Origin of the sequence: Rivularia sp. PCC 7116 (assembly GCF_000316665.1) — a bacterium.
GTDB lineage: Bacteria > Cyanobacteriota > Cyanobacteriia > Cyanobacteriales > Nostocaceae > Rivularia.
The window spans coordinates 370207-385090 of the sequence record NC_019678.1; the positions used below are offsets into that span (position 1 = coordinate 370207).

Consider the following 14884-nt stretch of genomic DNA (forward strand, 5'->3'; position numbering starts at 1 on the left):
AATTAACAGTTACCAATTAACATTTAGGAGTTATGAGTGAGAAAATAATGAGTATTTGATTCATTATTTATTAATAATTTATTAATATTTGATATTTCTCCCTATCTCCTTTTCTTCCCATCACCATAATTTCTTCATGCAAAAAATTATAGTTCCTTTGGATGTCGCTAACGAATCAGATGCCCTAACGCTGATTGAAAAGCTTAAGGAAGTTACTTTTTTCAAGGTTGGTTTGGAGTTGTTTACCAGCTGTGGACCAAAAATTATTAAGTTATTGAAATCCCGTCAAAAAAAGATTTTTCTAGATTTAAAGTTTCATGATATCCCTAATACAGTCAAAGGTGGTTGCCGTAGTGCTGGTCGTTATGGTGTAGATTTACTGACGATTCATGCAGCTGCTGGTAAAGATGCACTTAAAGCTGCGACTGAGGGATTAGCAGAAGGCGCGATGCAAGCAGGTGTAGAACCACCTAAGTTAATTGCTATTACTTTATTGACTAGTATTTCTTCGAGACAATTAGCATTTGATTTAAAAGTTCCTCTTGAATTGCCCGAATACGCTCTACAAATGGCGCTTTTAGCTAAAGAATGCGGGTTAAATGGGGCTGTATGTTCGCCTCAAGAAGCTGCTCATTTACGAGATGTTTGTGGGGATGATTTTCTATTAGTGTGTCCTGGTGTACGTCCCACATGGGCAGATAAAGGCGACCAAAAACGCACTTTTACACCAGCACAAGCTTTACAGGCTGGTGCGGATTATTTAGTTATCGGCAGACCAATTACTGCTGCGGATCGACCTGTATTAGCTTGGAAAAAGATTTGTGAAGAGTTGACTAGTAGTTAGATTGGAATTACTCTTTACCGGTAGAAGATTACCTATTGAATTAGAGGGGGGAGAGGGGGAAGAGGGGTTAGAAAAGAAGGAATTTTTATAGGTACTTTTAAAAGTCATCAGGCTGGGGACATAAAAAACTAACTTTTAAAACTATTATTTTGGTTTACGTCGCTTAAATTGAGCATATTATAAGGTGATAAATGGCGTAATTATAATGGTTAAAAAGAAGAATTATTATTTATTGCTTGTATTTAGCTTTTGGATTGTCGTGTCTAATACCTTTAGTTATAACTCTTCGGCATTGGGTGCGAAATCAATAGTTAACATTACTAAAGAAAAACCTTCCTGCTCCAATCAAGATTTAGCTACATTAACAACTAAATTATTGCGAGATTTACCAGCTTACTTCAATCGTGCTACTCAACGCGCTCGCCGTTTAGATCGCTCCGTAGAAGTTTATAGCTATATGTTGTTAGCAGGAAAACCAGATTTTACTCCGTTACCGTTGAAAAGCTGGACGGATGAAACTGATAAGTCAATCAATGGCAAACCTGAAGTAGAACAAATATTTTTCACAACCCTCGAACGTCAGTATTTAAAAGGTAAAGCCGTTCAATTACAAGGATTTCACTGGTTGTTTTTAACGAAAACAGAAAGCGGTTGGCGAATGTCAATGATGTATTCTCAAACAGGTGGTTATCCCAAACAAAAACCACCTACGCCACCAAGAGAAAGTAGTAATACTGCTGTTGGGCAAGGAATTCAAACTTGGTTGCGCGACTGTAGGGCTGGAAGTATTAGATTTTAGGTTTTAAAGCAAGTTTAGTTTTATTTACTTGAGCAAAAATCAATTCTCTACATTATTGCTAAGAGGTTGTTTGAAAAGTGGTTAGCTGTTATTTTAAGCACTGATTTATCCTCCCTACCTTCTTATCGCGGGGAATCGAATTCAAAGTCCCCCTTTTCAAGGGGGATTTAGGGGGATTGAGCCGGGATGTGTATACACCGTAAGTTTTTAATGGAGGTAGGGAGGATTAAATATGACAAAGTTAAACAACGGCGATTTTCATCTTCCCTATAATCCCGCTTTAGTTCCCAGAGCAAAAGAACTTCGGAAAAATATGACTGCTGCTGAGAAGAAGCTTTGGTATGAATATCTAAGAACCTTTAAATTTAGAGTTTTGCGACAAAGACCAATCGATTATTCCATAGTTGATTTTTACTGTCCTACCCTCAAGTTAGTGATTGAAATTGATGGTGAAAGTCATTTTACTGATATAGGTAAAGAATACGACCAAGAGAGAACGGAAAGATTGGAAGGTTACGGTTTGAAAGTTATCAGATTTACAAATCAACAGGTTTTTAATAATTTTGAAGGGATTTGCGAACAGTTAAATTTTTTGCTCCCATCTTAACCTTCCTTAAAATACAGTGTACGTAGAAGTATTCTAGTTGGTTTCGCAGCATTGAGATCCCCCCTAACCCCCCCTTTTCAAGGGGGGAATTGGATTGAAAATACCGCTTTTTTACAGGGGATTGAATTGAAAGTTCCACTTTTAGCGGGGAATTGGATTCAAAGCCCTCCTTTTCAAGGGGGTGTGAAGGAGGGAACTAAAGTCCCCCTTTTTAAGGGGCTTGGGGGATATAAAAGTTTTGTTTAATTCTTTAACCGAAATGAGTCACGCAAGAAGTAGGGTTCTCGATGCGGCTAAAATAGCGTTTTCAACATCCCGTGAAAAGTCAAGATTGTATATCTATGGCTATCTCGACTTAATTACAAGTAAAGTAAAAAGTAGTACCTTCTTGATAGACAGATTCTAACCAAATCTCACCCCCATGTCTTTCGACAATTTTCTTAGCAATAGTTAAACCCGCACCTGTACCGCCCCCGTATTTTTTTTGCCCGTGCAGTCGTTTAAAAATACGAAAGATACATTCTATATGTTTTTTACGAATACCGATACCGTTATCGCGGACATAGAAAATAGTTTTAGCTGGAGTTTTCTGTCGATATTTTTGCATTTTTGCAATTGCAATTGGATCTTCGCTATCTAAATAACCAATTTCGATAATTTTTTCTTGTTTTTGATTGTATTTAATTCCGTTGCTGATTAAATTTGTAAATAACTCGCTGATTCGGGTGCGATCGCATATCACTGTAGGCAAAGAGCGGGGTATTCTGAACTCTACCTGAGTATCCCTAGCGCTGGCTTTAATCGTATCTAAAACGTCACTCAATAAAAGATTAAAATCTACAGGACGCATTTGGAGTTCTGCTCTACCTAAACGAGAATAATTTAGTAGAGAATTAATTAAGTCTTCCATACGACAAGTTAAGCTCATCAAAGTATTGAGCTTGTCTACTCCCGAGCTATCAAGAATTTCTCTATAGTCCTCCAGCAAAAAGCTAGAGTAATTATAAATACCCCGTAAAGGTTCTTTGAGATCGTGAGAAGCAATGTAGGCAAAGGCATCTAGTTCGGTGTTACTACGGGCTAATTCTAGATTTACTTGGGTTAATTCCTCTGCCTTTCGCAGAACAATACTGATAATGCAACTGCGTAACTCTGAAGCTGCTTCTACTTCACAGAGTTGCCAGGGTAAAGATTTTCCTAGGACAGTTTCTTTCCATAAAGAGAAGGATGTACGAGGAGATAAGAGCAAAGTCCCATTTTTGTCTCTTTCTACAGACTGATTGGGATTACCCGCCCAATTTACAGTTTGAAGGACTTCAGGACGAAACCAAATGATAAAAATTTTTTGTTCTCTGGAAATGAATAAAGCAAGTAGCCCACTAGCGGTTGCTTTGTGTTCGTCGGCATCGGGATATAATTTACTTAAATAATTAGTTTCATAAATTACATCTTCATCATAAAATTGAGCTTCTAGCCAGGGAAGTAACTTGATAATAAATTCTTGATTTGGAGTATTACCTAGCAAGGTTACATATTTTCCAAAACACAAAGCTACCCCGTCTGCTCCAACTAAATCGAGTAAACATTGGGAATTTTCTGTTAGACTTTGCTGTAAATCTTTTGCTGCGGAAATAGCTTCTATAAATTGAGACTGAATCGACTTCAGCTTCATTTTATAATCTAAGTCTTGATTATGTTCTTTAGCTATCAACTCAAAAGAAGCTATCTGCCCGATAAACTCACAAATAGTACGAGTTTCGTAAGTAACTTTTTTAGGTGTATTGTGATGGCAGGAGATTAATCCCCAAAGCTGTTTATTTTTAACTAGGGATACGACTAAGGTAGCTCCCACACCCATATTATTAAGATATTCGATATGAAAGGGAGAGACACTGCGTAAAACAGTCATTTTCATATCCAAACGCTCGTTTGTTAATGGGTTTAACTCAGGCGTTATTCCCACGGGTTCGTATGCCACATCAGGAATTAAGCGCAGTGATTTTAAAGTAAAAAGATATTTTGCCTGTTTGGGAATATCCGTGGCGGGATAATGTAAGCCTAAATATGGTTGTAATTCATCATTTGCAGCTTCGGCAATTACAGTTCCTGCACCTTCAGTATCAAAACGATAAACCATGACGCGATCGAAGTCCGTTATCGTCTTCACTTCGCCCACGATAGTGTCGCATAATTCTTCTAAGGTATTGGTATTTCGTAATTTATCAATGGGAGTTTTGACTAACTCATAGAAAGAGAAAAAATCTCTCACTTTCTCAAACTGACGTGGTTCTAGTTCAACAATTACAATCTTTCCATTGCGATGTACGATACCATTAAAATACAGAGTTCCTCTATTTTTTTCTATCTCGATTGGTAACGGATTGATATTATCGAAATTCTTCGCCAAACGTCCTTCAATAGCTCTAACCTGCTCCTCTCCAAGCAACTTCTGCAACGGCCGTTCGAGCAACTCTTGTGGTTCTATACCCAAAAATTGAGCGGTGTTAAGACTCACCTGTAAAATGCGATACTCATCCGCCGAAACTGCCAACAATACTCCATGAGGCTGAATTAAATTAGGAGTATGAATGGGTTCGCGATCGCAATTATTCAGGTCGATATGCTGATTGATATTGGTGATTACTGCTGAAATCTCCGAAAATATTGAATCTGCCTTCTGAGTCGAATTCATAGCTATTGAAAGTCTGAGGTAAAAGTTAGAAGCGGTATGCCGATTGTCTATTTGATATTTATTTTTTGATATTTATTTAAAAAGACTAATTTAATAAAAACTTGCTTGAATTAAAAATCTTTAACTATATTAAAAAGTATATTTTTCTTTTAACAAACAATCCATAATTTTTCTGTTGTTTACGAATAAACAATCTTTGTGGTTGCAGTTAATCTAAAATTTTATCTAAAGCCTATGGTCAAATCTAGCATATTGAATATAAGTTTCAATCTCAGCAATATTTCGGTTGCTAAAAACGTGTCAAGATATCAATGCTACAAAAACTGAGTTAAACTGAATTATCTATTACTTGTACTTCTTCTCGAACTTAGATTGTGTCGGAGTTGTAAGCGAGTAAAGTCAAGAAATAATAAAATTAATTTCCTCCCATCGCGGAGATTTTTGTTTTTGAGGTAGTTAAAATCGATGAATCCAGTTGATTTAGCGTTCGCACCGGCGTTAAAACAGTCAGAATTAATCCGTCGTAGGGAAGTATCGCCGCTGGAGTTGGTGGAATTATATCTGGAACGCATTCAACAATTTAATTCTAAGTTAGGAAGTTATTTTACTGTTACAGCAGAGCAGGCGATTGATGATGCTAAGAGCAAAACCGAAATGCTGGTACAAACTGAGGATTTGCCATTGTTTTTCGGGGTGCCAATTTCAATCAAAGACTTAAATCCAGTTGCCGGTATTCCCTGTAGCTACGGTAATGCAGCATTACTCGGTAATGTTCCGGATTATGATGATGGTGTAGTCGCAAAAATTAAACAAGCTGGTTTCATCATTTTAGGTAAAACGGCAACTTCGGAATTAGGTTCATTTCCTTATACCGAAGCTACGGGTTTTCCCCCAACTAGAAATCCTTGGAATTTAGAATATACATCTGGTGGTTCTAGCGGTGGTGCAGCGTCGGCACTCGCAGCAGGATTGTGTTCCATCGCGCAAGGTTCGGACGGTGGCGGTTCAATTCGCGGGCCTGCTGCTTGCTGTAATTTAGTTGGTATCAAGCCATCGAGAGGTCGAATTAGTCATGCACCTGTAGGCGATCGCCTGAATGGAATTGCTACAAATGGTCCGCTCGCGAGGACTGTAGCTGATGCTTCGGCTTTGTTAGATGCGATGTCTGGCTATGTTACGGGAGATTCTTACTGGCTAAGCGATCCAGAAAAATCATTTTTAGCTGCGAGCCAAGAAAAAGTAGAAAATCTACGCATTGCTTATTGTACGAGTATTCCTCCTTTGGGAGAAGCAGACTCAAACTGCCATCAAGGCGTGATGCAAACAGTTAAATTATTAGAAGAATTGGGGCACAATGTAGAAGAGAAATGTCCCGATATTAGCGAATTAGTAGAACCATTCCAAATAGTTTGGCAAGCCAATGTAGCTGCTTCTGGAGTTCCCGTAGAAATTTTACAACCTTTAAATCGTTGGTTATTAGCTAGAAATGGTACTGCAGGTGAGTACCTACGGGCAGTTTATCAGATGCAAATGGTAGCGCGAAAAATCGTCACGTTTTTCGACAACATAGACGTTTTAGTAATGCCGGTTTATCTTCATTCACCGATTCGGGTTGGTGAATGGGCTGCATTAAGTCCTGAAGAAACATTTGAAAATATAATTCGTTGGATTGCACCTTGTCCAGCAGCAAATGCTACCGGACAACCTGCAATATCGCTTCCCATCGGTTTTGACGATAAGGGTTTACCTGTAGCAGTACAGTTAATCGGCAAGCCCATAGCAGAACATACTATTATCAGCCTTGCAGCACAATTAGAAGCAGCAAACCCAATGTATGAAAAACGTCCGAGCGGTTATTAGTGAACAGTGAGCAGTGAACAGTGAACAGTGAACAGTGAACAGTGAACAGTTAGAAATTTAGTAACTAGAAACTTTATTTCTTCCCCCTCTACCCCCTCTCTTTCCCCTAAGCCTTACACCGCTTCCCTCTCGGAGTCGCATCTGGATAAAAAGTAATGATTCCCCTATTCTTTCTGACGAAAACTGTAGGAAAACTGGTTCCGGTTTCTTTATCTAATTGTTGATATATACAAGCACCTTCTGTATTTTTTTGCTGTTTGTATACTTTGGTTATATCTACTAAAAGCTCTTCAGCATTTGATAAATAACCGTATCCTTTAATTTCATCTCTAACGATACGATTGGGCTGTTTTATAACTACACCCATTGTATAAATTACGCCAGGAATGACTTCTTGTCTGCCAGGATTTACAGGAAGTCTTCCACCAATCTTTTCATTCTGTAGTTGTAAATATCTGCCGTAAAAATGCAAGCCGCCAATATCGTTTGCGTTATATATTTCACCACAGAATATATGCTCAAAACCTTTATTTTTAAACCAAATATTAGTTAAATCTTGTACAAATTCTGACTTACTTCTACGTCCGGGAAGCAATTCACCTTTGGTCGCTTTTTGAATATTTGTTAATACTTCTGGATAATCTGATAACAACTGTTTAAATTCACTTGGTTTAACTTTTGTACCTATAGCACCGCAAGTTTTAAGTACTGCTTTATCAAAGGAATTTAGCTGAGGTGCGGGTGGTGTAATGTCTAACTTAGCTCCAGATGGATAATTGACTCGTACCGGGTTGTCTTGATTATCAAAGAAAGGCAAAAGTTCTGTATCTTTCTGCTGAGCGTTAACTGGATTATCTAAACCAATTGCAGAAATTAATAATAAAGTAGTTAATCCGCTGAATATGAGTTTGAGTTTAGATGCAATATTTGGTTTCATCAGAAGACTTACGGTATTTGATGTGTGATACAAGTCTTCTAACATAGCTTTCGGAAAATAGGTACTTAGTTTTTTACTTCCTTACTTCCTTTTCTCCGCGTCTCTGCGGTTTTGATTCAGTAGTCTTCTAAAGAAAAAGGAATTAATAAGTGCTTTTGGTTCAGCAAAGTTAAGATGGAGCAAATTTACTTATAAATACCGTTACAGCAGATTGTAAACAGCGAATAAACTGAATACATCAATTAATAAATAATTAATTTGCATCTAACGCTTTTACAAAGAAATCAAAAATATGTTTAAAAAGTCTTACTTTATATTGGCATTTCTAATATTTGTCGTATTTGTAGGTATTGGCGATCGCATCTTACCGGAACCAATGAAATCTGCTAGCTTAAATACCCGCAAAACTATTAATAAGAATTTAATTGGACTATTCCCCACTCGGGAATCAAAACTCAAGCCTCACGAACGAACTCGTAAAGCTATAGAGGAAGCGGAGAAAAATAAGTAAATTAATTGGGCATTGGGCAATCAGCATGGGAGCATCCTAATTTTGAATAAATACTTTATCCCATGCCCGATGCCCCATGCCCAATCCCCGATTCCCAATTACGCTTCTTGCATCCAGCTAAACATGGCGCGTAAATCTTTACCTACATTCTCAATGGGGTGTTCGGCTTCTTGACGACGCATAGCTGTGAAACCTGGTTTACCAGATTGATTTTCAGTCACAAAGTCTCGCGCAAATTGCCCGGATTGAATTTCTTTGAGGATTTTACGCATTTCTGTTTTAGTTTCGTCGTTTACTACCCTTGGTCCTCGGGTATAATCGCCGTACTCAGCAGTATTTGAAATGCTATCGCGCATTTTTGCCAGTCCACCTTCTACAACTAAGTCAACAATTAATTTGACTTCATGGAGACATTCAAAATACGCTAGCTCTGGCTGATAACCAGCTTCTACTAAGGTTTCAAAACCAGCTTTAATTAAAGCACTTAAACCACCACACAATACTGCTTGTTCGCCAAACAAATCGGTTTCGGTTTCTTCACGGAAGGTTGTTTCTAAAATGCCGCCACGGGTTCCGCCAATACCTTTAGCGTAAGCCATTGCTTTGTCCCGTGCTTGTCCGGTGTTGTCTTGATAAACTGCAAACAAACAAGGAACTCCTTGCCCTTGTTCGTAGGTGCGTCGTACTAAATGCCCCGGACCTTTGGGTGCTACCATTACCACATCTATATTCTCGGGTGGTACAACTTGTCCGAAGTGAATATTAAATCCGTGAGCAAAGGCTATAGTGTTTCCTGATTCTAGATTAGGCTCAATCTCTTCCTTATAAACGGTTTTTTGCACCTCATCGGGTAGCAAAATCATGATTAAGTCAGCTTCTTTGGCTGCATCAGCCACACTTTTGACTGTCAACCCACCTTCTTTGGCTTTCGCAGCGGACTTACTACCCGGATACAGTCCAACAATCACATTCATGCCGCTATCTTTTAGGTTAAGAGCGTGGGCATGACCTTGAGAACCAAAGCCGATAATCGCTATAGTCTTTCCTGCTAATAGGTCTAAGTTAGCATCCGAATCGTAGTACATCCGAGCCATAATTTTGCCTTATGAGATAAGCATCCCGATTAATTACAGACTTTTTATATTACCGTAAAGCGGGTACTTATTTAATTTGTAATTTGTAATTTGTAATTAAAACGACTGAAACTATTTTTGATAGTTAATTTTAGGCTTAGCAAAAATTATTAACCGGTATCTTGAAGAAGATATAGGCTTTAAAAAGCTACATGTATCTAAAAATTTAGAACTTTAACGCGAAAAACCACCCATTATCCATCCAACAGCTAATCCAACTGCGCCAATCCCAGTTAAACTTATCATTGCAGCATCAAAACTATCTAAAGCACTTCTTAATTGTCTTCCGGATTTGTTCGCGGTAACAATTAAATTACAATACCAAACTATATGAAAAGCCCATCCACCATAGCCAATTAAGAATAATACTAATGCAAAAAATAGTATGAAAGCTGGGAAGAGAATGCCGCGAGTTTTACTAACGAAGATTAATATAAATATAAACAATAAGATATTAAAGCCTAAAAACCCCATTAATAGTGAGTTGAAAGCCGGTACAGTTAAATAACATAAAGCAACTGCTAAAATTAATCTAGAACTAACTAAAGATGTGACTAAAAATGCTGTACTTTTAAATACAATATAGCTTGTAGCTGCTAAAGGAAAAATGGCAAAGTAAATTGCGATAGCTTGTCTTAAAGTATTTGCATCTAAGAAAAATGGCTCTATTTGAGAAACATTAATCATCCAACCGTTAAAAATAGAAATCATAAAAAAAGAAATTAGCCAGCCCCAATTCATGACTAAACTATTTTGTGTGAACCTACGGTAAGATTCATTATTCGTGATTTTATTCGATACAATTCTAAAAGGTAGCATAGGTAGATTGTGTCTGTATTTTCAGTAATCAAATTTAGCAGCTTATTGAAGTTTATAAATGATGTTTAAAGCACATATTGCTTCTATTAATCTTAAAAAGCAATATTTCTAAATATATAGAGGTAAATTAATATAATTTTAATTTTCCGTTTACTTAGAAATAATTAATTAAATGAAGGCAATACATATTGATTTATTCAAAAATATATGAGTTTTCAAAGCTTTATAGAAATACAGGCTAATTGCCTATTATTTGCTAGCAATTTTTATTTAACAAATTTTGAATTTGATTTCTAACTATCTGTAAGTAGTAACAATTTATATTACGAAGTTTCTCTATCAATCTTTTGAACTTCTGCTGCGGATAATTTAATATCAACAGCCTTGACTGAATCCTCAATGCTACTAACTTTACTTGCGCCGGGAATTGGTAATATACAAGGCGATTTTGAACGAAACCAGGCTAAAACTATGCAGTATACAGATACATTTTTCTCTTGGGCCAAGTTTTTAATTACTTGAATATCTGTTAACTTATTATGGCGACGACGACCGCCAAAAGGACTCCAAGGTATAAAAGTCAAGCCCTCGTTTTCGCAATATTCCAACACTCCGTCCATTTCTGGTTGTCGCTGCCAAGGGCTATATTGATTTTGCACTGAAATGATATCAACTACATCTCGGGCTTGCTTGATTTGTTCTACCGAAAAATTTGAAACCCCAATCATTTTGATCGTTCCTGCCGTCTGAGCTTCTTTGGCTGGTGTTAGAGATGCTTCAATAGTGTAATCTGGGTCTGGTGCGTGAAGTTGCCAAATATCTATAGGTTTATTACCACCAAAAGCTGCAAAACTGACTCGAATAGTTTCGCGTAGATGCTCGGGATTACCATTGCGAATCCAGTTTTGATTGGGGCGCATCAAACCGCCTTTCGTGGCGACTATGACATTACTCGTATCGCCATCGTAGCTTTGCAAAGCTTTGTGAATCAATCGCTCGTTATGATGCTTGTCCGATTCATCCTTACAGTAGGAGTCAGCAGTGTCGATAAAAGTAATACCACTATCTAATGCCCGATGAATAACGTTTATCGATTGCGATTCACAAGGGCGCTCATAAACTGACATTGGCATTCCACCCAAGCCAATTACACTTGTAGAAATACGGCTTTTCCCAAGTTCTGTAGTTTCCATATTTATAGATAATCCCCAGTGCCATTATTTATCTAACAACTCAAGCAGGGATTTAGAAACCATCTAAAGGCTATACTTTTGCATTTTTATAACAAGATATTAGTGCTTTTATTTTTTACCTAGGGAAGATGACAAAAAATACACTATATCCTGAAGGTTCTTGTCTTTGTGGGGGTAGGACTCTAAGCCCTTGTTATATTTCGGAATTTGAGACGAAAAACTTGTAGATATCTAATATCCGTGAGGTTATATTAAACCAGCATATTAGCAAATTGTCTACAGAATAAATAAGTATTTACACTTTTATGATGTCAAAATTTTACACTCAGTTTTCTCCGAAATTATTAAAAAGTAAACCAAATTTATTTTTAAGCCTTTTCTTCGGAAGTTTAATTTTCACAAGTTGCGCTTCTGCTTCTTATAACAAAGATAGTGCTATCCAGGGTACAGAACTACCCAAGGCAGTTCAAGAAGTTGCAGATATTGCTCAAGTTAACCAAGCATTACCGCAAAAAAAACCGCAGCTAATTAAAAAAGCCCAAATTACGGTAATTGTTGACTCCCTAGATAAAAGCGTTGATGCCGTAGAGAAAATAATAAATCAGCAGAATGGTTACTTACTCAGTTTAGAAGAAACACAGCTTAATAACTCTTACTCGCGCCCTAATGCTAGAGTACAAATGCGAGTTCCGCAAAACCTCTTAGAAGCAACCCTTAACAAATTGTCAGAATTAGGAACCCTGCAAAGTCGGAGTATCAGCGCTGAAGATGTTGGCGAGCAAATAGTTGATTTTCAAGCAAGATTAAGCAATTTACGCAGAACCGAAAGTAACTTGCAGAAAATTATGGATAAATCGGGTTCTGTTAAAGATATATTAGGCGTTGCTCAAGAGCTTAGCAAGGTACGAGAACAAATTGAACGGATTACGGCTCAATTAAAAAGCTTGCAAAATCAAGTTGCTTATTCGACTATTACTTTAAATTTAGAAGCAGCAGTTTCAAAAAAAGGCAATCAACCTGGATTACCTTCGCAAATTCAAGATGCCTGGAATAATTCGACTAGTTCCTTTGCTACCTTTACCGTTGGATTAATGAAGTTGGGTATTTGGACAATCGTTTACACTCCATATTTATTCATTTTAGTCGCTGCTGGCTATTTTCTAAACCGTAGATTTCGTTTTTCGCGACGTTTGCAACAAACTCCACAACCAAGAAATCCTGAGAATAATTAAACGAAGGAAGAAGGAAGAAGGTTGGAATTGTGATAGTTAATGATTGCGAATTGAGCATTGTGAGTTGATTGCAAAATAAAATAATAAATCTATTTATGAAAACGAGTTGACGAATATCAACCCGGTATCTCACAGATATCGGGTTTTAAAGTATTTGTCACTTTTACAATTGCAGTTCAGATATCTGTAAAAAACCAAGTTTCCGGAGATACTTTTTAGAGGATTGGAAACTTCGGTAATTTGCTTTCTCGAAGAAATAATGGTTAAAGGTTAAAAGAATATAAATTAAGGCTCAATGTCCCATATCCAATATCTTAATTATGATTACCGCTCATAAAACTTTACGAAACAATAAAATAAGCATAATTTGTACTTTTTATCACGAAATAATGACCCTTAAGAATGCCAAGATATTTGTTAGCACAAGCGTACATAAACTCTTATGCCAGAATTACACCAATCAATAGCCCAGCATTATCACGAACGTACTAAGTATGACCCAGAAACTATATCAGCCAAAAATAAAGGCTTAGACTGGGCTAAACAACCAGTACCCTTCAAAGAGTACAAAATCGGTTCTACTTTCGATTTAAAACCTTATATCAAAGAGAAACCGACTTCATTCGCCAATAATTCGGAAGCCCAATGGTGGCAAAGGCTTTCTCGACTGCTATTTTGCAGCTATGGTTTAACTGCCAGAATGCCTTCTATGGGAAGCACGGTGTACTTGCGTGCGGCTCCTTCGGCAGGAGGTTTGTATCCGGCAGAAATGTATTTACTAAGCAGAGGTACGCAACTTTTACCTCCTGGTTTGTACAACTACCAATGTCGGACTCATTCCTTGATGCATTATTGGGAAAGCGATGTTTGGCAGAAGCTACAATCCGCTTGTTTAGAAAATTCTTCGCTACAAAATGCTCAACTAGCAATAGTCATCACTTCTGTTTTTTATCGTTCGGCTTGGCGTTATGAAGATAGGGCGTACCGGCGAATTTGCTTGGATACAGGACATCTGATTGGAAATATCGAACTAGCTGGGGCACTTACCGGCTATCGTCCCCATTTAATCGGTGGCTTTGTTGATGAAGATGTCAACGAACTGCTTTATGTCGATATCAAACAAGAGCAGGCGATCGCCGTTATTGCTTTGGCAGATTTGCAAGATAGTGATTCTGTAAACTCATCCTTGAGGGATCGGCAAAATGTTCGTGGGGGTAATACAGCTTTACCTTCTACTACCCAAACTGATTATCCCCGAATTCCTGATGGAGAACTGCTTAATTATTTTCATTGTGCGACGCAGATTCAACCAAGCGCCAAAGAAAAGTTAAATCTACCCCAAGTAAAGCAAGATAAATCAATTGAGGACAAATACAACTTTAGCTTTTGCGATAAAATCTCTACCGTCACTAAACCCATTGACTGGGGTAAAAAACTTGAAGGATTAGAAGAATCTATTCTTAAACGTCGTTCTACCCGCGCTTTTAGCGGTGAAGCTTTGCAATTTGATGAATTAAAAGCTTTACTCGATTTCACTTATCAACCTCAAAATTATACCGACCAAAATAACGAAAGTTCTCCAGACTATTTCGATTTAAATCTAATCGAAACCTTTATTGCTGTTTCTGAAGTAGAAGGTTTGGAAAGGGGCTGTTATTATTACGCCCCTTCTTCACAAGAATTACGTCAAATACGCTTTAAAAATTTCCGGCGAGAACTCCACTTCCTTTGTTTGGGACAAGATTTGGGAAGAGATGCATCTGCTCTTGTTTTCCATACTGCCGATCTCAAAACTGCTGTTGCTCAATACGGCGATCGAGTTTACCGCTATTTGCACATGGATGCCGGACATTTAGGACAAAGACTTAATTTAGCTGCGATTCATTTAGGTTTAGGAGTTAGCGGTATTGGTGGCTTTTTTGATGACAAAGTAAATGAAGTCTTGGGTATTCCCAGCGACGAAGCAGTGTTGTACATAACAACCTTAGGAAAACCAAGATAGCTCAAGTCAAAAAATCGCAAAATAGACTGCCGATTTGCAGATAAACTCAAGCTCAAAATATGGTTAATAATTAGCAATAGATATAAAAGCTTTTTGTGAATCGTTAAGTAATATTAAGGTGAAAGTTTATCAAGAATCGGTATTGCTTATACCCGATTAGGATAGAAATAGGTAAATTCGGAGGTTGTGCTGATGGCTTCCGTTAAAATACTGATATTTAGGATAATTCTCTGACAAACACAATAATGGTTCATA

The 14884-nt window shown here is 37.5% G+C and carries 12 protein-coding genes; 7 read left to right on the plus strand and 5 right to left on the minus strand.

Translation table 11 applies throughout. From position 1 onward, the window contains the following. The first annotated feature begins 136 nt into the window (after positions 1 to 136). The 3 genes from pyrF (at position 137) to RIV7116_RS01420 (ending at position 2250) form a co-directional block, all read left to right on the plus strand. Positions 137 to 844 (plus strand): orotidine-5'-phosphate decarboxylase, encoded by a 708-nt coding sequence (gene pyrF, locus RIV7116_RS01410; protein WP_015116474.1) that lies wholly within the window; start codon positions 137 to 139, stop codon positions 842 to 844. A 205-nt stretch (positions 845 to 1049) separates the two neighbouring features. Next, positions 1050 to 1643, plus strand: coding sequence for a hypothetical protein (locus tag RIV7116_RS01415; RefSeq protein ID WP_015116475.1), 594 nt, complete (start codon positions 1050 to 1052; stop codon positions 1641 to 1643). Between the two features lie 232 nt (positions 1644 to 1875). Continuing rightward, complete coding sequence (locus RIV7116_RS01420; RefSeq protein ID WP_015116476.1) at positions 1876 to 2250, plus strand: endonuclease domain-containing protein; 375 nt, start codon at positions 1876 to 1878, stop codon at positions 2248 to 2250. 355 nt (positions 2251 to 2605) lie between these two features. Here RIV7116_RS01420 and RIV7116_RS01430 read toward each other — a convergent pair whose 3' ends face one another. After that, entirely contained in the window at positions 2606 to 4942 is a 2337-nt protein-coding gene (locus RIV7116_RS01430; RefSeq protein ID WP_015116477.1) for an ATP-binding protein, read from the minus strand. Positions 4943 to 5407: 465 nt separating this feature from the next. Between RIV7116_RS01430 and RIV7116_RS01435 the strand changes: the two genes are divergently transcribed. Further along, positions 5408 to 6802, plus strand: a complete 1395-nt coding sequence (locus RIV7116_RS01435; RefSeq protein WP_015116478.1) for an amidase — start codon at positions 5408 to 5410, stop codon at positions 6800 to 6802. 106 nt (positions 6803 to 6908) lie between these two features. Here the strand turns inward: RIV7116_RS01435 and RIV7116_RS01440 are convergent, their stop codons facing one another. After that, entirely contained in the window at positions 6909 to 7739 is an 831-nt protein-coding gene (locus RIV7116_RS01440; RefSeq protein WP_044290709.1) for an EndoU domain-containing protein, read from the minus strand. Between the two features lie 292 nt (positions 7740 to 8031). On the opposite strand from RIV7116_RS01440, the gene RIV7116_RS01445 reads away from it, so the two are divergent. Beyond that, on the plus strand, positions 8032 to 8250 hold the full coding sequence (locus RIV7116_RS01445) for a hypothetical protein (protein ID WP_015116480.1): 219 nt from the start codon (positions 8032 to 8034) through the stop codon (positions 8248 to 8250). A gap of 98 nt (positions 8251 to 8348) precedes the next feature. On the opposite strand, the gene ilvC is transcribed toward RIV7116_RS01445, so the two are convergent. From ilvC to RIV7116_RS01460, 3 genes are all read right to left on the minus strand, one after another. Continuing rightward, entirely contained in the window at positions 8349 to 9344 is a 996-nt protein-coding gene (gene ilvC, locus RIV7116_RS01450; RefSeq protein ID WP_015116481.1) for a ketol-acid reductoisomerase, read from the minus strand. Positions 9345 to 9557: 213 nt separating this feature from the next. Beyond that, a complete protein-coding gene (locus RIV7116_RS01455) occupies positions 9558 to 10094 on the minus strand; it encodes a hypothetical protein (protein WP_157229243.1) in 537 nt (178 codons plus the stop codon). 431 nt (positions 10095 to 10525) lie between these two features. After that, positions 10526 to 11395, minus strand: a complete 870-nt coding sequence (locus tag RIV7116_RS01460) for an aldo/keto reductase (RefSeq protein WP_015116483.1) — start codon at positions 11393 to 11395, stop codon at positions 10526 to 10528. 305 nt (positions 11396 to 11700) lie between these two features. On the opposite strand from RIV7116_RS01460, the gene RIV7116_RS01465 reads away from it, so the two are divergent. After that, positions 11701 to 12627, plus strand: coding sequence for a DUF4349 domain-containing protein (locus RIV7116_RS01465; protein ID WP_015116484.1), 927 nt, complete (start codon positions 11701 to 11703; stop codon positions 12625 to 12627). A gap of 442 nt (positions 12628 to 13069) precedes the next feature. Continuing rightward, a complete protein-coding gene (locus RIV7116_RS01470; protein ID WP_015116485.1) occupies positions 13070 to 14629 on the plus strand; it encodes a SagB/ThcOx family dehydrogenase in 1560 nt (519 codons plus the stop codon). Positions 14630 to 14884 lie beyond the last annotated feature (255 nt).